Here is a 25,537-nt window from a genome sequence, read left to right on the forward strand (position 1 = left end):
AGTATAGGCCAAGGCTCAATGCCGATAAATCCCAAAAGATGGAGAGGATTGCCGATGAACGGAAATCATCGCCTTAACCCGATTTTACTGTCTTTTCCCGAGAGCTTCGAGACGGAGCGGCTTGTCATCCGCGCTCCGCGCTGGGGCGATGGCGGCGCCATCAATGAAGCGATCCTGGAAAGCCAGGAGGAGTTGCGGCCCTGGCTGCCTTTTGCCCGGAAGGCGCCGACTCTGGATGAATCCGAGGTATTTACCCGTCAGTCCCGGCTGCATTTTCTCGACCGGACCGAGCTGCATATGCGCATTTATCACAAGGAAACGGGACAATTCATCGGCTGCAGCGGCCTGCACCGGATTGACTGGGATATCCGCAGCTTCGAGATCGGCTATTGGATCAGGACATCTTGCGCGGGACAAGGCTATGTAACGGAGGCCGTGAACGGAATTTCGGATTTTGCCATAACGGAGCTTGAGGCGAACCGGATTGAAATCCGCTGCAGCGACCGGAATGCAAGAAGCGCGGCCGTCGCCGAGCGGGCGGGTTTCAAGCTGGAGGCGGTGCTGCGGAATAGCCGGAGGGGAGAGAGCGGGGAGCTGGAGGGCACCCGGATTTATGCGAAGGTCAGAGGCTCCGAGTTTTAACGGAGGCGGCTTTGATTGGCGATAGAAGAATGAAGCGGGATGAAGATGAAAGAAGCAAGATGAGCAGGATGAAGCGCCTGCTGGCAACCGCCTTGCGGGACATTTCCCCCGGAAATATATTAAACGCAAATAAGCGGGTGTGCGCGCAAGGCGCATTCCCGCTTTTTTATACTAGTGCATCGTCATGCCGCCAGTAACATTGATCGCCTGTCCCGTCATGTAGGAGGCCAGCGGGCTGGCCAGAAACAGCACGACGCGGGCGACGTCCTCCGGCTGGGCTGTCCGGCCAAGCGGAACCTGCGAGCAGTCCTCGGCCAGTATGTCTTCGGGCGTCATACCCCGAAGCTGCGCGCCATCCACGCGCTCTCGCCGCTTCATATCCGTCTCCACAATGCCCGGGCAGACCGCGTTGACCAGAATCTGTTCCTTCGCCAGCTCCAATGCCATGACCTTGGTGAAACCCAGAACGGCATGCTTGGAAGCCACATATCCTCCCATGCAGCGGTAACCGTTCTTGCCGGCCTGGGAGGAGATATTGATGATTCTGCCCCCGGTTCCCTGCCGCAGCATTTGCGCGGCTCCCGCCTGAGACACCAGATAGGTGCCCTTGGCGTTGACATCCATCATCCGGTCCCAGTCGGCCTCTTTAATATGTACCGCGTAATCCATGGCGGAGATTCCGGTGTTGTTCACAACATAGTCGATTTGGCCAAAGGTCTCTACGGCAAAAGAAATCAAGCGCACCGCGTCATTCGCCTTGGATACATCGCAGCTGATGGCGGCAAGACGGTCGCCTAGCCGGGCCTCTCCGGCTTGCGCGATATCTCCGATGACGACATTGGCTCCGGCTTCGAGGAACAGATCCGCGACGCCCTTGCCGATTCCGGATAATCCGCCGGTTACAACCAGCGTTTTGCCGGTCAGATCGATAGTCAGCATACCGTTCCCGCGCTCCTTTTATTTTCGGACAAAGGGATCGTCGCTAATGCCGGACTCAAGGACAAGCTTCGCGTATTCTTTGGCTCCGAATAGGGAGTGGTCCTTGTAATTTCCGCATTCCAGCGGGCTTACCGCCGGCACAGTCTCCGTTTCGAGCACTTTGTGGAGCACTTTCGTCAGCGCCGCGGCGACATCTGATGGAGAATGCTCGTCCCAGATGATCAGGTAGAAGCCGGTGCGGCAGCCCATCGGAGAAATATCGATAATACCCGGAAGCTCGTCGCGCAAATAGGTAGCGAGAAGATGCTCAAGCGTATGGAGGGCTGCTGTCGGCACCGCGTCGGCATTGGGCTGCAGCAGTCGCAGATCGTATTTTTGTACAATGCCGCCTTTGCCGTTCCGTTCGGTTCCGGCAATTCTGACATAAGGAGCGATAACTTTGGTATGGTCCAACTGAAAGCTTTCAACTTGTGCCATGTGTTTCATCCTTTCAAGACATGATGGTTTTATTCAAAGTATCACACTCGGATTTTCTTGTAAACACAAAATTCATATATTACCGATAAGATAAATAAAAATTAGTTAACATGCTTATTGACAGGTATTAATAGGCGTAATATGATATAAACCAATTAATTCCGACAAAAATAATAGGTTAAGGGGAGATTAGAGATGAAGAGAAGAAACAAATTGCTGTGGACGCCGCTGCTGCTGGCTGCTATGACCGCCGTTGTGGTGCTGTCCGGCTGCGGTTCCAATTCCGACGCGGGTTCCTCGAATTCCGCAGACGGGAAACAAGAGACCAAAACACTGAGGATCAGCTTCAACCCGGGACCTTACAGCGATCAGTTCAAAAAGGGCGTTGCTCCTTATTTGGAGAAGAAAGGCTATGAAATTACATATAAAGAGTTCACCGATGGTATCCAGCCGAATGTGGCTGTAGCGAACGGAGAGATTGACGCCAATGTCTTTCAGCACACGCTCTATCTGGAATCGATCAACAAGCGGGAAAAAATCGATTTGGTAGGGGTGGTACAGGTTCCGACTCCTCCAATGGGCCTGTATTCCAAGAAGCACCAGAGTCTGGACGAAATCCCGGACGGCGCGCAGGTCAATCTCCCCAACGAGCCGGTCAATATGCTCCGGGCGCTGACGATTCTGAAAGAGGTTGGCTGGATCACGCTGAAGGATAATATTGATCCGCTGCAAACTTCCATTAACGATGTCACTTCCAACCCGCACAACATCAAATTTGTGCCGACGGAGCCGGCGCAGGGGCCGCAGGCGCTTCAGGACGTCGACTATGCCGCCATCCAGGGGAATTTCGCCATCGCGAACAACATCAAGCTCACTACGGCGCTTAAGCTTGAGAATATGACCGATCCGTTCACGAATATCGTGGCAGTCGACAGCAAGAACAAAGACAAGCAGTTTGTAAAGGATATCATCGACGGCTATCATTCCCAGGAGTTCAAGGATTACATCAAAACGAATCCCGAATACGAGGGCTATCATCTGCCGGCTTATTTCAACGAATAGGAAGAGTAGCCAGCGGATCAATATTGAGGTGGAGGCGCGTTTGTAATGGCGAATTTTCAACCTTCCGCCGTCATTGGACGGCTGCCGGAGCATTATTTCCGGGCTCTTAAGGAAAAAGTTGCGGATTACCGGACCAGGGGAATCGACGTCATTGATTTATCAACCGGCAATCCCGACGGACCGACTCCGGAAGCGATCGTCCGCAGCCTGAAGGATGCGGCCGACAAGCCGGAGAATCACGGCTATCCCCCCTTTTACGGCAAGCCGGATACGCTTCGCGCTGTCGCCGAGTTCTATTACCGGGAATACGGTGTGGAGCTGGACCCGGACAAGGAGATCGCGGTCTTTCACGGGTCCAGCACCGGAATTATGGGGATTGCGCACACTCTCCTGGGTCAAGGCGATGTTCTGCTGACAGCCAATCCGGCGTACCCGCCATATTATGCGGCGGCGGCAATGACCGGGGCTGAGGTGCATGCGGTTCCGGTTGAAGAGCGCAGCGGCTTCCTCCCGGATTACCGGGAGGTGTCCCCTGACATTCTGAGACGGGTCCGGCTGCTGCTGTTAAATTATCCGAACAATCCCACCGGAGCGGTGGCAACGCGGGAATTCTTCGAGCAAAATCTTGAGCTGGCTGCCGAATATCATTTTCCCGTTGTGAATGACTTCGCATACGGCTCGCTCGGGTTTGACGGACATAAACCAATCAGTCTGCTGCAGATTCCGGGAGCGAAGGAATACGGTGTGGAAATCTATACGCTCTCCAAAACCTACAATATGGCGGGGTGGCGCTTCGGCTTCGCGGTCGGAAACGCTTCGGTGATCAGTGCGCTCAGACTGTATCATACCCATGCGTACAGCACGGTCTTCGGCGCGGTGCAGGACGCTGCCGCCTCGGCGCTGCTTGGACCGCAGGATCAGGTGCGGGAGCTTACGGCCAAGTACGAACGGAGGAGGGATGTGCTCGTCTCCGGACTGCGGGACATCGGCTGGGAAGTTGCGGCTCCCAAGGGCACCTTCTTTGCCTGGCTGAAGCTGCCGGAAGGACGCCGTTCCCGGGAATTCGCCGACTGGCTGCTGGAGGAAGCCCATGTAGCGGTCGCTCCGGGAGAGGGATTCGGTACGCTGGGTGACGCTTATGTACGGGTTGGACTTGTAAGCGAAGAGGATCGGATCGCTGAAGCGGTTCGACGGATTGGCCGGACGGGGATTTTTGGCGATACTGCTATCGCGCTGAATGAAGGGGGGCTTCGGGGATGATCGAGCTGCAGGATATACACAAGACGTTCACCCGCAAGGGCCGGACGATCCAGGCGCTGAAAGGAGTATCTCTAAAGGTCGAGAAAGGCGATATTTTCGGCGTCATCGGATACAGCGGAGCCGGTAAAAGCACCCTGCTCCGGATGGTGAATTATTTGGAGCGTCCAACCAAAGGTCGCGTGCTTGTTGGAGGGCAGGCGCTGGATCAGCTCTCGCCGGCCCAGCTTCGCGCAGAGAAGAAGAAGATCGGCATGATCTTTCAGCATTTTAATCTGCTGGAGTCCAAGACCGTGTACGACAATATCGCAATCCCGCTTGTGCTTCTGAAACGGAACAAGCATGAGATCCGCGAGCGTGTGAACGAGCTGCTCTCCTTCATCGGACTGGCCGATAAAGCGAACAGCTATCCGAAAGAGCTGTCGGGCGGACAGAAGCAGCGGGTAGGCATCGCCCGGGCGCTGGCCAGCAACCCTTCGATTCTGCTATGCGATGAGGCCACTTCGGCGCTGGACCCGCAGACGACGCGTTCGATTCTTGAATTGCTCCAAAAAATCAATGAAGCGTACTCGATCACCATTCTGATCATTACGCATGAAATGGGTGTCATTCAGCAAATTTGCAACAAGGTTGCCGTGATGGAGCAGGGGGAGATCATCGAGCAGGGTGAGGTGCTTGAGGTGTTCGGAAATCCCGGCCATCCTACAACGCAGAACTTCGTACGGACGGTTATTCAGACCTCCATACCGGACAGTGTACTGCGGACGCTGGAGCCAGGAGGGGGCGGAGGAAGGCTGTTCAAGCTGAAATTCGTTGGCGGCAACGCCTCGGAACCGATTGTGGACAGCCTGGTTCGCACATACGGCGTCGGCATCAACATTTTGTTCGCGAACATGAATGAGATTCAGAATACGACGCTGGGAACGATGATCCTGAAGGTGACAGGCGGACAGCGTGAGATAGCCGAAGCCTTGGAATTTCTGAAGGCCCGGGGAGTGGAGGTCCGGGAGCTGCATGACGGCACGAACACTCGGGAAGCCGGTCGGGAGAGCGAAGCCGTGGGCCTGACCGGAGAATCGGCAGAATTGGTGAAGGACAGAGACGGGCTGCATGCCGCAAGCCTTGATCGAACCGCCGGTATTCATGAAGAATCCGGCTTGAAAGAGCATGAAGGCGAGGGGCTGAATGCTCGCGACCGCGTTATCAAGAAGTCTGCAGGCAGCGGTCAGGCGGCTCCGAAGGATGCCGCAGATGACGAATCCGCCGACCATACTGCCGCTAAGGAGGTATCGATTCTATGAACACGATTATTACAGCGGATCAGCTGTTTCAGGCGCTGCGCGAGACGGTGGTCATGGTAGGGGTCTCATTATTCTTCGGCGCGCTGCTCGGCATCCCGATCGGCATCCTGCTGGTGCTAACCCGTCCAGGCGGGATCAAGCAGAACCGGTTCGTCTACTCGATTCTCAATCCGCTGATTAACGTCGTCCGGTCTCTACCTTTTATCATTTTGCTCGTCGCCATTATCCCGTTCACCCGTATGTTGGTCCATACATCAATTGGAACCAGCGCCGCCATCGTACCTTTGGTCGTGTATGTGGCGCCTTATATCGGCCGGCTTGTCGAGAACTCCCTGCTGGAGGTCAGCCCTGGCATTATGGAGGCGGCGGAGGCGATGGGGGCGACGACGTTTCAGGTCATCCGGCATTTTCTGCTGCCCGAAGCGTTCGGTTCCCTGATTCTGACGATGACTACCGCTACGATCGGCCTGATCGGCGCGACGGCGATGGCGGGAACGGTCGGAGGCGGCGGAATCGGGGATCTTGCCATTTCCTACGGCTACCAACGGTTTGACACCTTTGTTATTTTGGTTACGGTCGCCATACTGATTCTATTTGTTCAAGGAATTCAGTCGGCGGGGAATCTTCTGTCCCGCAAAGCGCGCCGGGAATAGCGGGTAAGGCAGGGCGAGCAGTGCAGAGAGAGTGATGCAGAGAGAGTAGTGCAGATAGAGTAGGGCAGAGAGCAGTGCAGATCGGCAAGATATAGGTAGGGTGGCGGGCCCGTGCCATAGCTCAAGGATTTGGATTGGAAAAGGAGGCAAAAGCGTTGGAACCTAAAGTGATTGTTCGTGCGGCTCCGCAGGAGTTTGTGTGCGGACAGGGAGTCTGGGGGGATTTGCAGGATCATTTGGAGCGCCGGGGCATCGACTCTGCGCTCGTCGTGCATGGCGGGCGCTCTTGGGAGGCGGCCGCTCCTTATTTTCCGGCTGTTAACTCCGCACGGCTTGAGTATTATCGGTACGGCGGTGAATGCACCTACTCCGAACGGGATGCCATTGCTTCGAAGGTGACGGAGCTTGGACTCCAGGCCCTTATCGCCGTGGGCGGAGGCAAAGTTAGCGATTCGGCCAAAGCGACCGCCGCGCTGCTGCGCATACCCGTTATTATTTTGCCGACACTGGCAGCGACCTGCTCGCCCTGGTCCTCATTAAGCGTCATGTATGACGCTTCGGGTACAGCAGTGGGATACGATGTGTATCCGAACAGCAATGCGCTCGTGCTGGTGGAGCCGCTTGTTCTCCTGGAATCGCCGAAGGAGCTACTGGCAGCCGGAATCGGCGATACACTGGCCAAATGGTATGAAGCCGATGCGATTATCGCCCATCTGCCGAGCGTCACCGAAGAAATCGCCATCGCTCATTATGCCGCGCGCAGATGCCGCGACAATCTGCTTGCGTTCGCTGCGGAGGCCCTGGCTGCGCAGGAAGCCGGAACGCTGAATGAGGCGTTTGTCCGGGTTGTGGAGACCATCTTCCTCACCGCCGGACTGGTGGGCGGATTCGGAGAAGAATACGGCCGCACCGCAGCGGCCCATTCCATTCACGACGGCCTGACCGTTCTGCCGCAGACGCATGATCTGCTGCACGGCAGCAAGGTGGCTTACGGCGTGGTGCTGCAATTGCTTCTGGAAGGCAAGCGGGACGAAATTGCTTCGCTGCTGCCCTTCTATGCTGAGGTAGGCTTGCCTGCTTCGCTGGAAGATATGGGACTTGGCGGGCTTAGCAGGGCCGAACAGTTGGCTGTGGGAGTCCGTGCCACCGAGCCTGGCGCATCCATCCACCGGATGCCGGGACATTTCGACGCGGAGCTGGTGGCGGATGCGATGGAGGAGCTTGAGGCTGTGGTGGCTGATCTGCGGGCCAAAGCCGGTGCCGGTAGTCAGCCTGGACAGCCTGGACCCATCCGGAACTCTGTACCGGAGCAGAAGCAGGCAAGCGCGGGGAGCCGTTAATTCCAAAGTGAGCCAAGGAAATAAGGGAATAAGGACATAAAAATGCAATCCATTTTGCTGCGCCCGGATGATCCGGCCGCCGGTGCCTACGGACCGTAAAAGGCCGGTCAGCAAGCATCGAAGAAGGAGAGAACGATGGGAATCGCGATTATCGGAGCGATGGAAGAAGAGATTGCGTGGCTGCGCAGCCGGATAGAGGTAACGAGCTTGACTGAAGCTGCCGGTGGAACATTTTACAGCGGAACGCTTGCAGGCCGGGAGGTTGTGCTGCTCCGAAGCGGAGTCGGCAAAGTCAACGCGGCGCTGACCGCCGCGCTGCTGATCGAGCGCTGGCAGCCCGAGCTGATTGTGAATATCGGCTCGGCAGGAGGCATCGGAGACGGCCTTCGGATCGGCGACGTTGTAGTGGGTACGGAACACGCATACAGTGACGTGGATGCGACGGCGTTCTCCCGTTACGAATACGGGCAGGTGCCGCGTATGCCTGCGCGATACAAGGCGTCTGAACAGCTTGTGGCGGCGGCTCTGCGGCTGGCGGCTGCTCAGCCGGATCTAAGGGTTGTGTCCGGTCTCATCACAACCGCCGATTCCTTTATCGGAAACCGGGATGCCGCCGACCTCATACGAACCCGGTTTCCGGAGTCGCTGGTCACGGATATGGAAAGCGCGGCGATCGCCCAAGCTGCCTATTGGTTCCGGCTTCCTTTTCTCGCGGTTCGGTCGGTATCGGATATCGCAGGCGGCGGAGCCGGAGAGCTGTTCGAGGGCAATCTGGAGCTGGCAGCGCTGAATTCGGCCAGGTTCGCGCTGGAACTAATAAGCGGGGGCTTGCCGGATGTCGGCGTAGATGCTGATGCCGGTGTACCGCTTGAAGACGACAAGCGGGTGTCCGGCGAGGTCACGAGCTGAAGAACCGAGGCCCGGCTTCAAGTCGGGAGGAGTATGGCCAGTGAAAGCAAAACACGAAGGAGCGCGGAAATCGCTTATTGCGGTTCCGCGCTCCTTCGTGTTTGACCGGACTATAGGCTGGATCAGCTAGTCTGCAAAATAAATTTATCGATAACCTGCTTGACGCCGTCTTCGTTGTTGCTGGCCGTCACGTAGTTCGCAATTTCTTTCAACGCCGGAATAGCGTTCGCCATGGCTACGCCGAGGCCGGCCGTTTCAAGCATTTCATGGTCGTTCCAGGAGTCGCCGACGGCGATCGTCTGAGACAGGTCGCATTTAAAATAATCGGCCAGGAACTCCAGCGCCAGCCCTTTTGTTCCTTCCTTATGCATGATTTCGAGAAAATGCGGCTTCGATTTCGTAATATGGACCGCTTCGCCCAGCAGCTCGTGAAGCTTGGGCGCAAGCTCATCCAGGAAATCGGGATCATCGATAATGAGCAGCTTGGGCGTCTGGTAATCCAGCAGCTTTTTCCAATCGGGCTCGATATAGTATTGAGTCTTGTTCAGGGCTGCATAATCGATAAGCTTCTGGTTCTCCTCGCGGGAATAGAGCTTGTCGTCGATGTAGGTCTGCAGGTGAAGGTTATGCTCAATGCAGTATTCAAACAGCTTGCGGACGGCATCCTGCGGCACATAGCGCTCGTACAGTACCTTTTCGTCCAGCAGATTTTTGACCAGCGCACCTTGATACGTGATGATCGGCACGTTGAGTCCGGTTTGGCGGGCGATCGCCTGGGCGGAAGCGTAGGCGCGTCCTGTAGCGAGCGTCACGACAACACCGGCGGTTACAGCGGCTTCCAGCGCCTTCTGGGTGGCGGGGGTTACTTCCTTGTCGTCATTGATCAGTGTATCGTCGATATCGATGGCAATCAGTTTATACATTCGGTTCTCTCCTTCTCGTTATATCTGTCTCTGCTGCTGCCGGACCGGGAACCTGGGGCGTGAGCCGGTGTCCATAAGGGCGGACCGGGTGACGTGGCGTCGATCGAAGTCTCTCACTCTCAGCGCTGCCTGAGAGCTTGTGGCGTGAGCCGGGGGCCCTCTAGCGTGGCGTGAGCTAGGCTCCAAGGCGGCTTGAGAGCTTGTGGTGTAGCCGGGGTCTCTCAGATGGCCTGGAGGCATGGCGTGAGCCGGAGCCTCAGGGCGGAACGGCAGGCTCCGCCCCCTTCATAGCCAGCGCGTAATGCGGTCCGGCAGCCGGGGCAAGCTGACCAAATTGTATCCCAAAACCGCCACGCCGACAAGGCAGGACATGGTTCTTCCGGCTTCGCCCGGATTAAGGAAACAGGCTGAAGGAACAGGCTGGACAAATGCAGCGCGCCTTGGTATACTGCGATAGCCGTACATTTGTTCTCATATGTAAGGATTGGCCCGAAAGGAGCAGGAACAAGGCAATGATGGGCAAATCCCACCTGGTGATCAGTACCGGGCTAACCCTGTCGGCCATGCAGCTGGCTGGCCTGCACATCGGAGTACCCGCCGTCGCCGTAACGGTCTTAAGCTCCCTGCTGCCTGATATCGACGAGCCGAATTCGCTGCTCGTGCGCAAGGCGATTCCGACATTTCTGCTGCGCATCCTTCAGCTGGCGCTCATTGCGGGAGCCATCTATTGGTATATGGCCGGGATATCGCCGTATCCCTGGAATCTCGTAATGGCACTATTGGTCGCCAGCGTCGCGTTCCTGCCGGGACGCAGACTGCGCCAGCTGGTCATGCTGCTGCTCGCCGTAACGCTCATCGCGTATGGAAATGCGCTTGATCCCTGGAACGCGATTGCCGGCTGCATTCTGGTCATCGCCGCAGTCGTTCCCCATCGGGGACTGACCCATACGCTGTACGGGCTCGCCGGCTGGACGGCGCTGCTGTATTTTGCGGGACGGATGATCGGGGGCGGAGATAATCTGTGGGTCGCCGGAGGTCTGTCATACGGTCTGCATCTGCTGGCCGATTCGCTGACCCAGCGGGGCATTACGCCGCTCCCGCCGCTGGAATGGAAGCTCCGGCTCAAGCTGATGAGCACCGGAACGAAGAAGGGCGGAGCGCTGGAGGCAATCTTTGTCACGCTGACGCTGGCAGCGGTCACTTATACGTTTGTGCTGACCCGGTAGACCGGATGCACAACCCGCAGGACAATCGAATAGTCATTCAGGCGCGAAGCATCCGGGCGATATTCCATTCCCGGATGCTTCGTTTTCTATAGCGGCGGCGATAGACGGAGGGGCGGCAATTACCGGCTAAATGCAGCAGAGCGTAGAACAGCAGGAGCGAAGGGGAGGAGGAAGGAAGAAGGAAGAAGGAAGAGTTGAAGAAACGGTTTCTCCGGGAGGAAGGGCTGGCGTGTTTGGTTTGGAGGCAAGAATGGTAAAATGTAAAAAGGAGGAAGTGCCTTCAGGAGGACGAGAAAAGGAGCGAAAAAGGAGAGAAAGAAACCATGCCGCAACCAATCGTTGAGACCGCATACGGCAGACTGCAGGGCATAACGTCTAATGGGGTAAGAGCCTTTAAGGGCATTCCCTACGCCAGCCCTCCTGTCGGAGATTTGAGATTCCGGGCCCCGGCGGAGCCCGAACCTTGGGAAGGGATTAGGGACGCCATGCGCTTTGGCCCCTTCTGTCCGCAGCCGGGCGGCGGAACCGGCGGAGTGTTCGGCGAAGCCGACGGCGGTGCAGGCATGTCCGAGGACTGTCTGTATTTGAATGTATGGACGCCGGAAGATGCCGGAGAAGAAGCGCTTCCCGTCATGGTCTGGATTCACGGCGGGGCCTTCGAGACCGGCTCGGGCAGCATCCCGGCCTACGACGGGACCGCGCTTGCCGCCCGGGGCCGGGTCGTGGTCGTGACCCTGAATTACCGGCTTGGCCCGCTGGGCTTCCTTCATCTGCATTCCATGCACGAAGACTTCGTGCCCAATGCGGGCCTGCTTGACCAGATGGCGGCCCTGCGCTGGGTGCAGGGCAATATCGCCGCTTTCGGAGGAGATCCCGCAAGCGTGACCATCTTCGGCGAGTCGGCCGGCAGCATGAGCATCGCGGCGCTGCTGGCGATGCCCGGCGCCACGGGCCTGTTCGCCCGGGCCATTATGGAGAGCGGCGCGTCGCAGGCGCTGAGCGCTGAGCAGGCCCGCACCGTCTGCGCCGGGCTGCTGGACGAGCTCGGCCTCCCGCCGCAAGAGGCCACACGGCTCCGGGCGATGCCCGCCGTCGAATTGATCGAGGCGGGCGAGCGCATGAAGCGGCGGATGGGTGGCATGGGCATGCCGTTCCAGCCGGTCATCGATCCGGCGACGCTGCCCGTGCCGCCGATCGAAGCGGTCCGCAGCGGCGCAGCGGCGGGAATTCCGCTGCTGATCGGCACGAACCGGGACGAGGGCGCGCTCTTCTTCCGGCCGGATTCACCGAGTGTGCCGGATGAGGTGATCGCAAGCGCCATGGAGCTGCTAAACGGCGGCCACAGCGTGAAGCCGTTCATCTCGCGCTACGCCACCGATTTCGAGGGCCGGGCGGAGCTGATGACCGACCTCTATTTCTGGCGAGGTGCGCTCGAATTCGCCATTGGCCAAAGCGGACATGCTCCGGTCTGGATGTACCGGTTCGATTGGACGCTGCCGTCCCATCCGCTGCTCCGCAAGGCGGTCCATGCCGCCGAGATTCCGTTCGTGTTCGGCACGCTGCCCTTCCTGCAGCAGGCGGGGCTTCAGATTCCGCCATCTGCGTTCACGCTGTCTAAGCAGATGCAGGAGGCATGGATCGCTTTTGCACACGGCCGACCGCCGGGCGATCCGGGGGAATGGCCGACCTACGAGAGCGGGGAGCGTGCGACGATGATTTTTGGCGACCACACTCTCATGGTCAAGGACCCTGACGCGGACAAGCGTCTTGTGCTGGGCATTTGAGCTTCAGGCGCAGCGGCGCAAACCCCAAAAAAGGAGAGGACCGGCGCAGCCGGCTCTCTCCTTTATTTTTCAACCAAGATTATGTCCCGATGATCTAACCGCCCGGAAGCGATGCTTACTCCGACTCTTCCAGAAAAATCAGGCCGATAACATCCTCCGGCTCGATGCGTCCGAAGTAATGCTTCAGATCCAGCGGAGCCAGCGCTTCCCGGACCTCTGTCTCTTCATAGCGCTTGCCGCGCAGTGCGTTCTCCACGTCAGCCACATCGCCCACGCCGAAGAAGTCTCCATAAATCTTGATATCCTCGATCCGCGCATCCTTGATGTCCATCCGGATATCGACGATGCCGCCGGGGAATTTCACCGCATGCTTGACGTTGCTCATCGGCGACTGGCCGTAATTCCAGTCCCAGTTCCGGTAGCGCTCCTCGGAGATTTGGCGGATCTTGCTCCAATCCTCGTCGGTCAGCTTGTACTGCGGAACTTCTGAAGGGTCCATGCTGAAGATGGAACGCAGCAGCCCGGCGCGGAATTCCTCGATCGTCATCTCGGTTCCAAGCAGGTCCTTGATGTTGGCGACCCGGCTGCGGACCGATTTCGTGCTCTTGGATTTGAATTTGGCCGGATTGGCCTTCAGGGAGTTATGCACCTCGTCGAGATCCGAATTGAACATCAGGGTGCCGTGGCTGAACATGCGCCCTTTGGTGGCGAACTGGGCGTTGCCGGAGATTTTCTGCTCACCGACTTGAAGATCGTTGCGTCCGCTCAGCTCTGCGTTTACCCCCATGCTTCTCAAATAATCGATGACCGGCTGGGTGAATTTCAGGAAGTTATGGAATGATTCGCCGTCGTCTTTGGTCAGGAAGCTGAAGTTGAGATTGCCGAGATCGTGATAGACCGCGCCGCCGCCGGACAGCCGCCGGACGACCTGGATATTGTGGTCTTTGACATATTCCTGGTTGATCTCTTCGATCGTATTTTGATGCTTGCCGATAATGATGGATGGACTGTTAATATAGAACAGCAGGTAGCTGTCATCCATGGGGAGATGCTTCAGTACGTATTCCTCAATCGCCAGATTGATGGAGGCGTCCGTGATCCCCGCGTTGTCGATAAAGAGCATGATTCATTCCTCCGCTTCAGCACTTTGAATACAGCTATAATTGTAAACCAAAGTCTGCTTTTTCACAAAAAAGCCACGGACAACCCATCCATACCGCAATACGCCAAAAACGGCCCTTGCGCGGTTCTTTTGCCGGGGGCGGGAATGTGACATGATAAGGAAGAAGGAGAGAGAAGGATGTTCAACGATTTCAAGCTGGCTGAGGGCCGTCCGGTCTACCTCCAGATCAAGGATTATATGAAGCGTCTGATCGTCCAGGGCGCGATCCAGGCGGATCAGCGGCTGCCCGCCACACGGGAGCTGGCATCGCTGCTCGGCGTCGGGCGGGGCACAGTCATCGCCGCTTACGCCGAGCTTGAGGCGGACGGCTTCGCCTACACCGTCCAGGGCAAAGGCAGCTTCGCCGCCCAGGTCAAGCCGCAGAGCGGGCTCGGCGGCGAGGTGCCGGATGCCGCCAGCAGGCTCGGCTGGGAGGATCGCATCAGCGGCTACGCCCTGATGGCCGAGGAGCTTGATCTGATGAAGCGCGGCATCCGCGCGTCTAAAGGCACCATTTCGTTCACGAGCATCGCGCCGGACGAGAAGCTGTTCGACCTGGACAGTGTGAAGCGCGCTTTTCTCGACCGGATGTCGATGGAAGGCCATGTGCTCCTGAATTACGGCTACGCCAAGGGCTACAAGCCCCTGATTGATTATTTGCTGGATTATATGGCCCGCAAGGGCGTGGATACGCGGAATCAGGATATGCTGATCACAAGCGGCTTCACCGAGGGCTTCGATCTCGTGCTCTCGGCCGTCAAGAAGGTGAGCGGCAGGGTGCTGTGCGAGAATCCGACCCATAACACCGCGATCAAGAACCTGAAGCTGCACGGCTTTCAGATTCGCGGCGTTCCGATGGAAGAGGACGGCCTGAATCTGGATGAGCTGAAGAAAGCGCTGGATGAGGGGGATTACGATCTGGCCTACCTCGTGCCTTCCTACCACAATCCGACCGGAACCGTCATGTCGCTCCGCAAAAGGCTGGAGTTGATGGAGCTGATGAACCGCCGGGGCATTCCCGTCATTGAGGACGGCTTCAATGAAGAGCTGCGGTACTCGGGTTCGCATGTGGCGCCGCTGGCGGCGCTTGGTTCAGCGGAGGGCGGAGTCGTCTATATCGGAAGCTTCTCGAAGGTGCTGTTTCCGGGACTGCGTGTGGGGTGGGTGCTCGGCGACCGGCGGCTGATCGGCGTACTGGAGAGCGTGAAGCGGGCCAGAAGCATTCATACCTCGACGCTGGACCAGTCGCTGCTCTATCAATATTTGCATAATGGCAATCTGGAAAAATATCTCCGCCGCGCCCGCGCCGAATACAAGCGGAAATATGAGCTGACGCTGGCGTGCTGCCGGGAGAAGGTGCCGTTCTCCTCTCTGTCGGGAGACGGAGGGCTGCATCTGTTTATGACCTTTGAGCAGGGAATGAATACGCGGGAGCTGCTGGCGGCCTGCCAGCAGCGGGGCGTGATCTTCACGCCGGGCGATTCGTTCTTCACGGACGGTGGCGGGCAGAACACGCTGCGCCTGGGCTTCTCCCGGGTAAGCGACGAGAATATCCGCCGGGGCATCTCCGTCATCGGCGAAGAGGCGAAACGGCTGCTTAAGAACCGTCAGCCCTGAATAGAGAACAATCAACGGACAATAACAACAGAGGGAAAGGATGCGGGAACCATGAAGGTTGGCGTTATTATGGGAGGAACATCGTCGGAGCGGGGAGTCTCACTGAAGACAGGAGCGGAAATGCTGAGAGGGCTGGAGCAGGCCAAGTACGAGGCGGTTCCGGTAGTCGTGGACCGGAGAGAGAATCTTGCGGATCAGGTCCGCGGCCTGGATTTCGCGCTGCTCGCGCTGCACGGCGAATTCGGCGAGGACGGAACCGTTCAGGCCGTGCTCGAGACGCTCGGCATCCCGTACAGCGGCAGCGGTGTGCTGTCCAGCGCCATCTGCATGGATAAGGATATGACGAAGCGGCTGCTCCGTTCCTCCGGCATTCCGACCGCCGACTGGCTGTGTCTGGAGAACTCCGGCGAATATAGCGCCGAGGCCGCTTCGAAGCTCGGCTTCCCGCTGATTGTCAAGCCGTCTTCCGGCGGCTCCAGCATCGGCATGTCCAAGGTGAAGGAGCTAGAAGAACTGTATCCCGCCGTCACCGAAGCGTTCCGCCAGGAGCAGCCCGTGATGCTGGAGGCGTTCGTCAAGGGCATGGAGCTGACCTGCTCCATTCTGGACGGCGAGGTTCTTCCGATCCTTCGTATTGTCCCGAACCATGCGGAGTGGTTTGACTATAACGCGAAGTACAGCGCGGGCGGAGCGCTGGAAGAGGTGGCCGATTTGCCTCCGGAGCTTGAGAGCCGGGTGAAGGAGACGGCGCTGGCCTGCTGGCGCGCCTTGAAATGCGGCGTCTACGCCAGAGTCGACGTCATTGTCTCGAACGGGGTTCCCTATGTGCTCGAGGTTAACACGCTGCCGGGCATGACCTCAGCCAGCCTGCTGCCCAAGAGCGCGAAGGCCGCCGGAATGACATTCAGCGGTCTGCTGGAGACCATCATCTCGCTCTCGCTGAAGGAAAGAGGGGTACCGCAGCATGTCAGTTGAACAGTTGCGGATCAATCCCCTCGTCCGGGAGCTGCCGCCCTCAGGCATCCGCGCGTTCTTCGACCAGGTTGCGGATCGTCCGGATGTCATTTCGCTTGGAGTCGGAGAGCCTGATTTCAAGGTTCCCGATCATGTACGCGACGCCGTCTTCGCCGCTCTGGGCCGGGGCGAAAGCGGCTATACCTCCAATCGCGGACTTCCGGAGCTGCGGCGCGAGCTGGCTGATTACCTGACCTCCGGCTTGGGACTCTCCTATAACCCGGAGGATGAAATCATTGTGACGGCGGGAAGCAGCGAGGGTCTGGATCTTGCGCTGCGAACCGTAATTACGCCGGGGGACGAAGTGATTATCCCGGCTCCGGGCTATGTGGCCTACGCGCCCATGGTATCCCTGTGCGGCGGGAAGACAGTTCCTGCTATGACGCGGGTGGAGGAAGGATTCAAGCTGACCGCGGATGCACTCCGCCGCGCTATCACGCCGCGAACCCGTGCGCTTGTCGTGAATTATCCGAACAATCCGACGGGAGCCGTCATGACGCTGGAGGACTGGCAGCCTGTTGCGGAGCTTGTGAAGGCCCATGACCTGATTCTCATTTCGGACGAAGTATACGCCGAGCTGACCTACGGAAGCCGGCATGCCAGCATCGCCGAGCTGCCGGGCATGAAAGAGCGGACGATTGTGGTCAGCGGCTTCTCCAAGGCCTTTGCCATGACCGGCTGGCGGGTAGGCTATGTCTGCTCAGGGGCAGACTTGTCGGCACCTATGCTGAGGATTCACCAGTATACGGCCATGTGCGCTCCGGCGCCGGGCCAGCTCGCCGCCCTGCATTCGCTGCGGGCTGGTCTGGGCGACAAGGACATAAGAAAAGCCGCCTTTCACAGGCGGCGGGATGAATTTATTCAGGGTTTGAACAGACTCGGACTGCCATGTCGCCTTCCGGAGGGTGCGTTCTACGCCTTCCCTTCGGTGGCCGGCACAGGACTGAACGCCGAGGTGTTCGCACAGCGGCTGCTGCGTGAAGCCGGCGTTGCAGTCGTTCCGGGAACCGCCTTCGGGCCCGGCGGCGAGGAGCATGTCCGCTGCTCCTATGCCGCTTCCTCCAGGACGCTGAGAGAAGCGCTGGAGCGGATATCCCGGTTCATGGATAATCTGTCCCGTGAACCGGTGATGGCCGGGACTACGGCGGATATCAGATCTTGAACTGGCGAACGGCTTCCTGCATCTGCAGCATCTGCTGGTACAGACGCTCGACCGTGCCGGCATTCTCTGTCATCTGTTTCCGCAGAGTCTGGTAATTGTCGGACAGATGCTCCGCACCCTCCTGCGATTTGGAGGTGATTCGGGCTGTCTCCTCCACGGAGGCGGTAACCTCTTCCGTACCGGCGGTAATTTGCTGGGTCGCAGCCGAGACGGACTGGATGCTCTGGTTGATGCTCTGAATGAGGACGGACAGATGATTGAAGGCGTTGCCCGCTTCCTCGACCCGGCCGAGACCGGATGAGACCTCGGCATTCACCGCGTTCATGCTGCTGACGGAGCGCTGCATCTCCTCGCGCAGACCGATCAGGAACTGGCCGATCTGCTCCGTCGCTTCCTTCGATTGTTCGGCGAGCTTCCGGACCTCCCCGGCCACGACCGCGAAGCCCCGTCCATGCTCGCCTGCGCGAGCCGCTTCGATGGACGCATTGAGGGACAGCATCTGGATCTGCTTCGTAATCTCCGCAATGCTCTGCACGACATCCCCGATCCGCTGCGAGCGTTCGTCCATCTGGCGAATCTGCTCCAGTGATTCCGCGGATGCACGTCCGACCTGGTGCATCTGGTCTACCGCCTGCTGGGCGGTCTGATTGCCGCTGACGGCCCGGTCCGAGGCTTCGACAATCTGTTCCGACACTTCCCCGGCCGCAGAGGCGATGTGAGTGATGCCCTGGCTGATTTCCTCCATAGCGCGCGCGTTATCCGCAGCGCTTACCGTCATCTGGCGGCTTCCCTGGCCAATTTCCTCAACGAACAGGCTGGACTGATCGGATTGCTCACGAATGCTGTCCACCCCGTCCTTCAATTCCTTGGTGCCTGCCATAACGGTGCCGGCCGTGTCCAGCACCTGGCCGATCAAGAGCTTCAGCCGCCCGGACATCATCCGGAAGCTGTCGGCCAGCCGGCCGATTTCATCCTTGCTCTGAAATGTCAGCTCCTCGGTGAAGTCTCCTTCGGCCAGCCGGTCGCTGTATGCAGCCAGCCGGGTGATCGGCTTCGTAATGCGGCGGCTCAGGAAGTACGACGCGCCCATGCCGAGAGCTACTGCCAGCAGTGTGATTCCTGCGCTGGTCCAGAAAATACTCTTCATCTTATCCTGCACAAACGTCATATCAGAGCTTACGCCGACGACGAGACTGCTGCCGGGAATGCCGACATAAGCCGTCTTGTGTACGCCGTGGCTGTCGGAGTAGATGCCGCTGAGGGTGCTTTTTCCCTTGGCCGCATCAGCCAGCTCCGGAGTAAGCTCAAGCTCTTCCTTCCGCTTAAGTTCCGAGCCGTGATCCGCGCTCAGCACGGTCGCTTTGCCGTCATTAACCTCCGCCAGAAAGATCGTCTCCACATTGTGCTGCTGCCGCTTGTCCTTGAAATAGAACGCAACGGTCGAAGACGCTTCGTCATTGCTGCGGGCCTGTTGGGCATTTGTCGAGTTCAGCGACTTGTAAATATCCTGGGAGGCCGAGGTGAGCAGCTTGTCGATTTGGGGAACGACATAGTTGTCGATGGTGTTCTTCGATATAAAGTAGAAACTGACACTTAGCAGCAGCGAAGTGAACAACAGGGCAGCGAGCAGCAACAGCATAAATTTTCGGCCAATGGTATGCATGATCCGAAACATGGCGGTTCTCTCCTTTAATATGTATAATTTCCCATATCCGCCGGCGCGTTCGGCTTAACAGCGGGACCTTGCTTCCCGGGTTAGTTCACATGGCCTAACTTACAACCTGGTACAAAGACATGGATTACGGGTACTGCCTACTATTTTATTAAATTAACCTGCGGTTGAATAGGTAGATTATGGGCGATGTCAGGTATATTTTTTCAGTAATTCACGGTTTATTACGATTTTTTTCGCAAATCTATCTTTTTTTCAGAAACTAATCATATTTCAGGGAAAATAAGTTAAAATTCATCTTAATATATAGAGTAACGTCTGGTCTCGTTAGAGAGGATATGTTAGAGTGGAACATGCAAAAATAGAAGGTAAGGGAGACAAGCATGTTTAACTTGATTTGGGGCATTTTATTCGTTCTGGTTAACTTTGCATTTTTTCTGCTCTGCTACCGGTTGTTCGGTAAAAAAGGAATGTACGCCTGGATCGGGGTAGCCACCGTAATCGCCAACATTCAAGTCGCCAAGACGATTGCGATGCCGTTCGATATCGTCATGACGCTCGGCAACACGATGTACGTGACGCTGTATATGACAAGTGATCTATTGAATGAGAAATACGGACGGGCCGAGGCGCAAAAGGCGGTCTGGTTCGGTTTCTTTACCTTGATAATGACGACGGTAATCATGCAGATGGTTCTCGTATTCAAGCCTCAGGCCGGTGATATGGCCCAATCGTCGATGGAGACCCTGTTCGGTCTGCTTCCGCGGCTTGCGCTTGGCAGCCTTAGCGCCTATTTCGTCAGCCAGCTGCTCGATGTACGGCTGTATACGTGGATACGTAAGTTCTTTGAAACGCCAAGCCAGCTATGGATCCGTTCGAACGGCAGCACCATGTTCAGCTCGTTCGTCGATACGCTGATCTTCTGCACGATCGCTTTTGCAGGACTGTACAACTGGGAAGTATGGTTTGAAATTTTGTTCACGACCTATCTGGTCAAATTTCTGCTGACGGCCGCCGGAACGCCCGTCCTCTACATCGCCCGGAGCTTCCGTTTCCCGGAGGAAGAGTCCGAGAGTGGGAACGGCCGGAACCGGGAGCGATCTCTATAGAGCCGCCGGCAGGGTGCCGGAATCGTTGTATCCATTAAGCCAAAAGAAACGGGAGGGAGCGGGATGGGGCATTCGCACCATCATGGACACGAACATGCACGCGGTCATCTGCAAGATCATTCGCAGAAGGATCATGACGATTCAACGCATGACGATCCAACGTATCACAGGCAGCCCGGTCTTGAGCATATGGATCACCATCATACGGGTCATGGTCACAGCCATCATCACGGGCCAGCCGACTATAATCGGGCATTCCTGATCGGCATCGCGCTCAACACGGTCTTCGTGCTGCTTGAGGCGGCTTACGGGATAATCGGCCATTCGCTTGCGCTGCTCGCGGACGCGGGACATAATTTGAGCGATGTGCTCGCTCTTGTCCTCGCATGGGCCGCAAGCCTGCTGGCGCGGAGAATTCCGACGGAGCGCCGCACTTACGGTTACCGCAGATTCTCGGTTCTGGCGGCGCTCCTGAACGCGCTGTTCCTGCTTGTCGCTATAGGCGTGATCGTCTGGGAAGCCGTGGGGCGCTTCCGTGATCCGGCGCCCGTAACGGGGCAGACAGTGATTTGGGTAGCCGCCGTCGGCATTGCCGTTAACGCGGCAACCGCTATTCTGTTCATGTCCGGACGCAAAGGGGATCTCAATATCCGCGGCGCCTTTCTGCATATGGCTGCGGACGCGTTTGTATCCGTAGGCGTCGTAATTGCGGGGATTCTCATTTCCTATACCGGCTGGCTGTGGATCGATCCTTTGAGCAGCCTTATCGTTGCAGTCGTCATTTTTATCGGCACATGGAGACTCCTTGTGGAGTCGGTCGATTTGGCGCTGGACACTGTTCCGGGAAGCATCGACGCCGCAGCGGTCAAGGCCTACCTGGGCTCGCTCCCCGGCGTGCTGGGGGTGCATGACCTGCATATTTGGGGAATGAGCACGACGGAAGCTGCCTTGACAGCCCACCTCGTGGTGAATGACAGAGCCGGGCAGGACGGTATGCTCCGGAAGATCGCGAAGGAGCTGCATGAACGGTTCAACATCGGGCATGCGACGATTCAGATGGAGACGGAAGCCTATATCTGCGGTCTTTCTCCCGATGACATTGTGTAATTCAATCCATGTTCATTAAAATCAATCAAACGTAAAGAAGGCATCTCCCGGGCAGGGGAGATGCCTTCTTTCGTGCCGGATAATACTGATGAACCTACCCAGATTATACTCTGATGACCTACCCGGATAATACTGATGAGCGATCCTTAATCCGGCTCTGCCGGTTCGGTTCTATCCCAGAACCGTCCAGGCTTTGGGGAAGCTCGTCAGCGTGCGGGCGCCGGTCCCGGTTACGAGGATATCGTCCTCGATCCGGACGCCTCCAAGCCCCGGAACATAGATGCCGGGCTCTACCGTAAAGACGTTGCCGGCTTCCATAATATCTTCGTTCAGCCCGTGCAGCGACGGATACTCATGCGTATCCATGCCCAGCCCGTGGCCCACGCGGTGAACGAAATATTCGCCGTAGCCGGCTTCTTCGATGACAGCCCGGGCGGCCTGATCGACCGAGCCGTAAGAGGCTCCGGCCTTGGCGGCGGCGATGCCGGCTTCGTTCGCGGCCAGCACGGTTTCATAAATGGTCTTCAGCTCGGCGCCAGGCTCTGCTCCGAACGCAAATGTCCGGGTGATGTCCGACGCATAGCTGTTCGCGAATACGCCAAGATCGAACATGACGAGATCGCCGGGTACGATCTTCCGGCTGCCGGGAACGCCGTGCGGCAGGGCGGTATTCGGGCCGGACAGCACCATGGTATCGAAGGACGGCCCCGAAGCGCCGAGCTTCTTCATCAGGTAATCCAGCTCCGCCACAAGTTCAATCTCGCTGACGCCTTCTTTCACGCGAGTTAGTCCCTGGCGAAGCACTTCTTCGACCAGCTCGGCCGCGTGGACCATCCGGTCGATCTCGGCGGGAGACTTGATCGCACGCATCCGGCGCAGGATGGGTCCAATGTCGGCAACGCTTGCTGCCGGCACTTCTTCTGCCAGCAGCTCGAAGCGCGCGAGCGACATCTGCTCCTTCTCGATGCCGAGCTTGCCGGGCTTGCCCTTAAGCTGCTGGTTCAGCAGCTTGTAGGGATTGTCGGTATCGGTGTGGGTGACGATGGTCTGAACCGACGAGGCTGCGCGCGCGGATTCGGCGTCGAGCGCCGGGACGATCAGTACCGGCTCCTCGCCCCGCTCCAGGAGAAGTCCCAGAAACCGTTCATGCGGATTGCTGGCGAATCCGGTCAGATAGTAGACATGCTTCGGATCGGTCACAAGCAGGGCGTCCATTCCCTCTGCGGCAATTTCCCGTTCCAGATGTTTCAGCAATTCACTCATTGATGTTGCTCTCCCTTCGAATTCTCGATAGCCCTGATGGCAATGAGACTATTATAGTCCATTGTGCGGAGAGACGCACGGCCGGCGAGCCGCTGTAGATGCATGAGCGACGGGAGTCGGCGGAAACGCTGACTATCTTATAAAAAAACAGCGTAAGCTTTGGCCGGTTCCTTCGGCCGCCGATTACGCTGTATTTATTCCATCTTGATCAATCGCCGTTATGGCGCCAGCTCGTCGATCAGCGGCTGGGGACTGCCCTCGTAGAGGCCGCCGTGGTAGCAGAGCACGCGGGAGACCGGCAGGCCCTTCAGCTTGCGGAGGCTGAGGAGAGCAAGCGGCATATCCGGGGTCGCCGCTTCGGCGGGGCCGACCAGCTTGCCGTCCACGACGCGCAGCTCGTCGGCCGCGAGCAGGAGCTGCTCTTTGGCCGAATACAGGCAAATATGGCCGGGAGTATGGCCCGGCGTATGAATGACCTCAAGGCCGCCGCCCCATGGAAGCTTATCTCCGTCCTCCAGAACAGTGAAGCCCCCGATGCCGGGCAGGCTCTCCAGGAAATGCAGAGCCATGTCCTTGGCCGGGCCGGGCATTGTTTCAATCCGCTCCCGCGTGAACTTGATGAACGGCAGATCGCCGGTCAGATAAGGGATATCTCCAGGGTGCGCCAGCAGTTCGAGCTCTGGAATCAGGTTCGTCAGCTCCAGCAGGTTGCCCATATGGTCGATGTCCTGGTGAGTGATGATCACCCTTTTGATGTCGGACAGCTGCAGCCCCTCTTCTTCAACTGCATCCTTCAGGGAGCCGAACTGGCCTAACATGCCAGTATCGACAAGCGTCAGCCCGTCTTCATCAGCCAGCAGCGAAGGGAAGATTCGGGTCGGCCCCATAATGGGGGACAGCATGGGAACGTTAAGCGCATAAATGGATGGGGTAAGCTTCATCCGGTTCGGGAGAATGCTCCCGATTCACTTCCTTTCAATAAAAATGTGCCGATTCCCCCATACAGTCCATTTGGTGTACGATGGGAAGAAAAGGAGGAGCGACATGCGCGAACAAATCGCTATCGTCACCGGAGCCAACGCCGGCATGGGACTTGCCACAACCGTCGAGCTGGCCCGAAGAGGAATCCGGGTCGTGATGGTCTGCCGGAACCGCCGGCGCGGTGAAGCCGCAATAGCAGAGGCTTCGCAGCGCAGCGGCAGCAACAAGCTTGAGCTTATGCTCTGCGATCTCGGCTCGCTGGCAAGCATCCGCGGTTTCGCAGCGGAATTCAAGGCGAAATATCCGGTGCTGGATATTCTGATTAACAATGCCGGCGTGGTTGCGGTCAAACGGCAGCTGACCGAAGACGGCTTCGAGCAGGACTTCGGCGTGAACCATCTGGGCCACTTTCTGCTGACCCATCTGCTGTTGGAGCCAATAAAGGCCGCAGAACAGGGAAGAATCGTCATCGTGGCATCCGGCGCGTACAAGATCGGAGCCCTCCATCTGGACGACCCGACGCTGTCCATAGGCTTTAACCCGGCCAAAGCCTATGGCCGGTCCAAACTGGCGAATATTTTGTTCGCCAGAGAGCTGGCCGAGCGGCTGAAGGGAACCCGGGTGACCGTGAACAGCCTGCATCCCGGGGCCGTTGGCACGAGCCTTGGGGTGAACCGGGACACGGGCTTCGGCAAGGGCGCCATGAAGCTGCTCTCGCATTTCTTCCTGACGCCGGAACAGGGGGCGGACACCGCCGTGTACTTGGCGACCGATCCGGAGCTTGCCGGAACGACGGGGCGGTACTTCTACCGCCGGAAGATCAAGGAGCTGACGCCAAGGGCGGAGAGCCGGGAAGAAGCCGGGCGGCTCTGGGAGTTCAGCCTCCGCGCGGTCGGGCTGGCCGAAGACTGAGCGGGTTCTTACGGCCGGCGGGAGAGCTTCCTCAACGAGTTCCGTCCAGAAGGGTTTCGTCCCGAAGGGAATCTCCGTTTCCGAATTGACTTGACCGGACATATGAATTACGTTTGAATGATCAGGATGCGGGTACATACAGCATGTACCTCCGCTAGCCCTAGAGTAACGCCGCGGCCGGACGTTTGTCAAAAAGTGGTCCGGCAGCCCGATGGAGGATGAAGACATGAATTGGCAGAACAGCAGGATCGAGGATGCCGTGCAATGCGACCTGCATGAGATCGTAGAGATTTACAACTCCACAGTAGCGGGACGGATGGTAACGGCTGATCTGGAGCCGGTCACCGTTCAGGACCGGCTGTCCTGGTTTCACGAGCACAGCAGCGGCCACCGTCCGCTGTGGGTATTGAGAGCGGACGGCGGCATCGCCGCCTGGCTGAGCTTCCAGTCGTTCTACGGCCGCCCGGCCTATAACGGCACAGCTGAACTCAGCATATATGTAAGCGAGAAATTTAGGGGAACGGGAGCCGGCAGCCTGCTGATCAAGCGGGCGATTGAGGAATGCGGCCGGCTGAAGCTTCAGAATCTGGTGGGTTTTGTATTCGGGCACAACGCGCCGAGTTTGGGGCTGCTGGAGAAGTTCGGCTTTGAGCGCTGGGGTGTGCTGCCCGAGGTGGCGGATATGGACGGGGTGCTGCGCGATCTTGTCATAGTGGGCCGGAAAGTCTGACGGAACACCCGTACTTTGACCGAGTCCAATCACAGGATGAGACTCTGCTCCTAAGCGGACTCAGATGACGCTGTCCAGATAAAATCGGTCTATTCTGGGTAAAAGTAAAAGCCCAGGCCAGGCCGATGGCAGTCCCGATCTCCGTCCTGACACCGTGAATGATGCAGCAACTTCGCCCTCATGTACCAGTGGAATGCAGGACGTGCCGGGATGCGGCTGGCATCCGGGAAACAGGCAGACAAAATAGGGAAGCGGCAAGTGCCGCTCCCCTCCCGGGTTTATGGGTAGGTGATGG

At 57.9% G+C, this 25,537-nt stretch carries 22 protein-coding genes and 1 pseudogene; 16 read left to right on the plus strand and 7 right to left on the minus strand.

Annotation, left to right across the window (positions count from 1 at the left end; genetic code table 11):
- Nucleotides 1-54: 54 nt before the first annotated feature.
- Nucleotides 55-642 carry a GNAT family N-acetyltransferase gene (locus tag KIH86_RS12780; RefSeq protein WP_223085663.1) on the plus strand — a complete coding sequence of 196 codons (588 nt, stop codon included), beginning with the start codon at nucleotides 55-57 and terminating at the stop codon, nucleotides 640-642.
- A 171-nt stretch (nucleotides 643-813) separates the two neighbouring features.
- Here the strand turns inward: KIH86_RS12780 and KIH86_RS12785 are convergent, their stop codons facing one another.
- Nucleotides 814-1,581, minus strand: a complete 768-nt coding sequence (locus KIH86_RS12785; protein WP_223085662.1) for an SDR family NAD(P)-dependent oxidoreductase — start codon at nucleotides 1,579-1,581, stop codon at nucleotides 814-816.
- An 18-nt stretch (nucleotides 1,582-1,599) separates the two neighbouring features.
- A complete protein-coding gene (locus tag KIH86_RS12790; protein ID WP_223085661.1) occupies nucleotides 1,600-2,058 on the minus strand; it encodes an S-ribosylhomocysteine lyase in 459 nt (152 codons plus the stop codon).
- A 195-nt stretch (nucleotides 2,059-2,253) separates the two neighbouring features.
- On the opposite strand from KIH86_RS12790, the gene KIH86_RS12795 reads away from it, so the two are divergent.
- The 6 genes and pseudogenes from KIH86_RS12795 to KIH86_RS12820 all read left to right on the plus strand — a co-directional run bounded on the left by KIH86_RS12795 (nucleotide 2,254) and on the right by KIH86_RS12820 (nucleotide 8,580).
- Entirely contained in the window at nucleotides 2,254-3,120 is an 867-nt protein-coding gene (locus KIH86_RS12795; protein ID WP_235775396.1) for a MetQ/NlpA family ABC transporter substrate-binding protein, read from the plus strand.
- A gap of 45 nt (nucleotides 3,121-3,165) precedes the next feature.
- On the plus strand, nucleotides 3,166-4,380 hold the full coding sequence (locus KIH86_RS12800) for an aminotransferase class I/II-fold pyridoxal phosphate-dependent enzyme (RefSeq protein WP_223085660.1): 1,215 nt from the start codon (nucleotides 3,166-3,168) through the stop codon (nucleotides 4,378-4,380).
- Nucleotides 4,377-5,390: pseudogene (locus KIH86_RS12805) on the plus strand (methionine ABC transporter ATP-binding protein); the annotation flags it as partial. The gene KIH86_RS12800 and the pseudogene KIH86_RS12805, both read left to right, overlap by 4 nt.
- Before the next feature lie 284 nt (nucleotides 5,391-5,674).
- Nucleotides 5,675-6,331, plus strand: coding sequence for a methionine ABC transporter permease (locus KIH86_RS12810; protein ID WP_223085658.1), 657 nt, complete (start codon nucleotides 5,675-5,677; stop codon nucleotides 6,329-6,331).
- A 155-nt stretch (nucleotides 6,332-6,486) separates the two neighbouring features.
- Nucleotides 6,487-7,671 carry an iron-containing alcohol dehydrogenase family protein gene (locus KIH86_RS12815; RefSeq protein ID WP_223085657.1) on the plus strand — a complete coding sequence of 395 codons (1,185 nt, stop codon included), beginning with the start codon at nucleotides 6,487-6,489 and terminating at the stop codon, nucleotides 7,669-7,671.
- 135 nt (nucleotides 7,672-7,806) lie between these two features.
- Nucleotides 7,807-8,580, plus strand: coding sequence for a 5'-methylthioadenosine/adenosylhomocysteine nucleosidase (locus tag KIH86_RS12820; RefSeq protein ID WP_223085656.1), 774 nt, complete (start codon nucleotides 7,807-7,809; stop codon nucleotides 8,578-8,580).
- Between the two features lie 122 nt (nucleotides 8,581-8,702).
- Here KIH86_RS12820 and KIH86_RS12825 read toward each other — a convergent pair whose 3' ends face one another.
- Entirely contained in the window at nucleotides 8,703-9,503 is an 801-nt protein-coding gene (locus KIH86_RS12825) for a Cof-type HAD-IIB family hydrolase (RefSeq protein WP_223085655.1), read from the minus strand.
- Nucleotides 9,504-10,015: 512 nt separating this feature from the next.
- Here KIH86_RS12825 and KIH86_RS12830 point away from each other — a divergent pair.
- Complete coding sequence (locus KIH86_RS12830; RefSeq protein ID WP_223085654.1) at nucleotides 10,016-10,729, plus strand: metal-dependent hydrolase; 714 nt, start codon at nucleotides 10,016-10,018, stop codon at nucleotides 10,727-10,729.
- A gap of 323 nt (nucleotides 10,730-11,052) precedes the next feature.
- On the plus strand, nucleotides 11,053-12,513 hold the full coding sequence (locus KIH86_RS12835; RefSeq protein ID WP_223085653.1) for a carboxylesterase/lipase family protein: 1,461 nt from the start codon (nucleotides 11,053-11,055) through the stop codon (nucleotides 12,511-12,513).
- A 115-nt stretch (nucleotides 12,514-12,628) separates the two neighbouring features.
- On the opposite strand, the gene KIH86_RS12840 is transcribed toward KIH86_RS12835, so the two are convergent.
- A complete protein-coding gene (locus KIH86_RS12840) occupies nucleotides 12,629-13,636 on the minus strand; it encodes a lipoate--protein ligase (protein ID WP_223085652.1) in 1,008 nt (335 codons plus the stop codon).
- Nucleotides 13,637-13,813: 177 nt separating this feature from the next.
- Between KIH86_RS12840 and pdxR the strand changes: the two genes are divergently transcribed.
- Genes pdxR through KIH86_RS12855 form a run of 3 tightly spaced genes read left to right on the plus strand, consistent with a single transcriptional unit; the run spans nucleotide 13,814 to nucleotide 17,468 of the window.
- Nucleotides 13,814-15,292 (plus strand): MocR-like pyridoxine biosynthesis transcription factor PdxR, encoded by a 1,479-nt coding sequence (pdxR, locus tag KIH86_RS12845; protein WP_223085651.1) that lies wholly within the window; start codon nucleotides 13,814-13,816, stop codon nucleotides 15,290-15,292.
- A 51-nt stretch (nucleotides 15,293-15,343) separates the two neighbouring features.
- Complete coding sequence (locus KIH86_RS12850) at nucleotides 15,344-16,267, plus strand: D-alanine--D-alanine ligase (protein ID WP_223085650.1); 924 nt, start codon at nucleotides 15,344-15,346, stop codon at nucleotides 16,265-16,267.
- On the plus strand, nucleotides 16,257-17,468 hold the full coding sequence (locus tag KIH86_RS12855; RefSeq protein ID WP_223085649.1) for a pyridoxal phosphate-dependent aminotransferase: 1,212 nt from the start codon (nucleotides 16,257-16,259) through the stop codon (nucleotides 17,466-17,468). Before KIH86_RS12850 ends, KIH86_RS12855 begins: the two co-directional genes overlap by 11 nt.
- Here the strand turns inward: KIH86_RS12855 and KIH86_RS12860 are convergent.
- A complete protein-coding gene (locus tag KIH86_RS12860; RefSeq protein WP_223085648.1) occupies nucleotides 17,458-19,143 on the minus strand; it encodes a methyl-accepting chemotaxis protein in 1,686 nt (561 codons plus the stop codon). The genes KIH86_RS12855 and KIH86_RS12860 overlap by 11 nt on opposite strands.
- A gap of 380 nt (nucleotides 19,144-19,523) precedes the next feature.
- Here KIH86_RS12860 and KIH86_RS12865 point away from each other — a divergent pair, with 380 nt between their 5' ends.
- The gene (locus KIH86_RS12865) at nucleotides 19,524-20,249 is read left to right on the plus strand and encodes a queuosine precursor transporter (RefSeq protein WP_223085647.1); all 726 of its coding nucleotides are present in this window, start codon (nucleotides 19,524-19,526) and stop codon (nucleotides 20,247-20,249) included.
- 63 nt (nucleotides 20,250-20,312) lie between these two features.
- Nucleotides 20,313-21,356 (plus strand): cation diffusion facilitator family transporter, encoded by a 1,044-nt coding sequence (locus tag KIH86_RS12870; protein WP_235775397.1) that lies wholly within the window; start codon nucleotides 20,313-20,315, stop codon nucleotides 21,354-21,356.
- Nucleotides 21,357-21,527: 171 nt separating this feature from the next.
- Here KIH86_RS12870 and KIH86_RS12875 read toward each other — a convergent pair whose 3' ends face one another.
- Together KIH86_RS12875 and KIH86_RS12880 are read right to left on the minus strand one after the other, a co-directional pair.
- On the minus strand, nucleotides 21,528-22,619 hold the full coding sequence (locus KIH86_RS12875) for a M24 family metallopeptidase (protein ID WP_223085646.1): 1,092 nt from the start codon (nucleotides 22,617-22,619) through the stop codon (nucleotides 21,528-21,530).
- Between the two features lie 218 nt (nucleotides 22,620-22,837).
- Nucleotides 22,838-23,560, minus strand: coding sequence for an MBL fold metallo-hydrolase (locus tag KIH86_RS12880; RefSeq protein WP_223085645.1), 723 nt, complete (start codon nucleotides 23,558-23,560; stop codon nucleotides 22,838-22,840).
- Nucleotides 23,561-23,663: 103 nt separating this feature from the next.
- Here KIH86_RS12880 and KIH86_RS12885 point away from each other — a divergent pair, with 103 nt between their 5' ends.
- Together KIH86_RS12885 and KIH86_RS12890 are read left to right on the plus strand one after the other, a co-directional pair.
- Nucleotides 23,664-24,512, plus strand: a complete 849-nt coding sequence (locus KIH86_RS12885; protein ID WP_223085644.1) for an SDR family oxidoreductase — start codon at nucleotides 23,664-23,666, stop codon at nucleotides 24,510-24,512.
- Between the two features lie 226 nt (nucleotides 24,513-24,738).
- A complete protein-coding gene (locus tag KIH86_RS12890; protein WP_223085643.1) occupies nucleotides 24,739-25,242 on the plus strand; it encodes a GNAT family N-acetyltransferase in 504 nt (167 codons plus the stop codon).
- Nucleotides 25,243-25,537: the final 295 nt, after the last annotated feature.

Origin of the sequence: Paenibacillus sinensis, assembly GCF_019904155.1 — a bacterium.
GTDB classification, from domain to species: domain Bacteria; phylum Bacillota; class Bacilli; order Paenibacillales; family Paenibacillaceae; genus Paenibacillus_AQ; species Paenibacillus_AQ sinensis.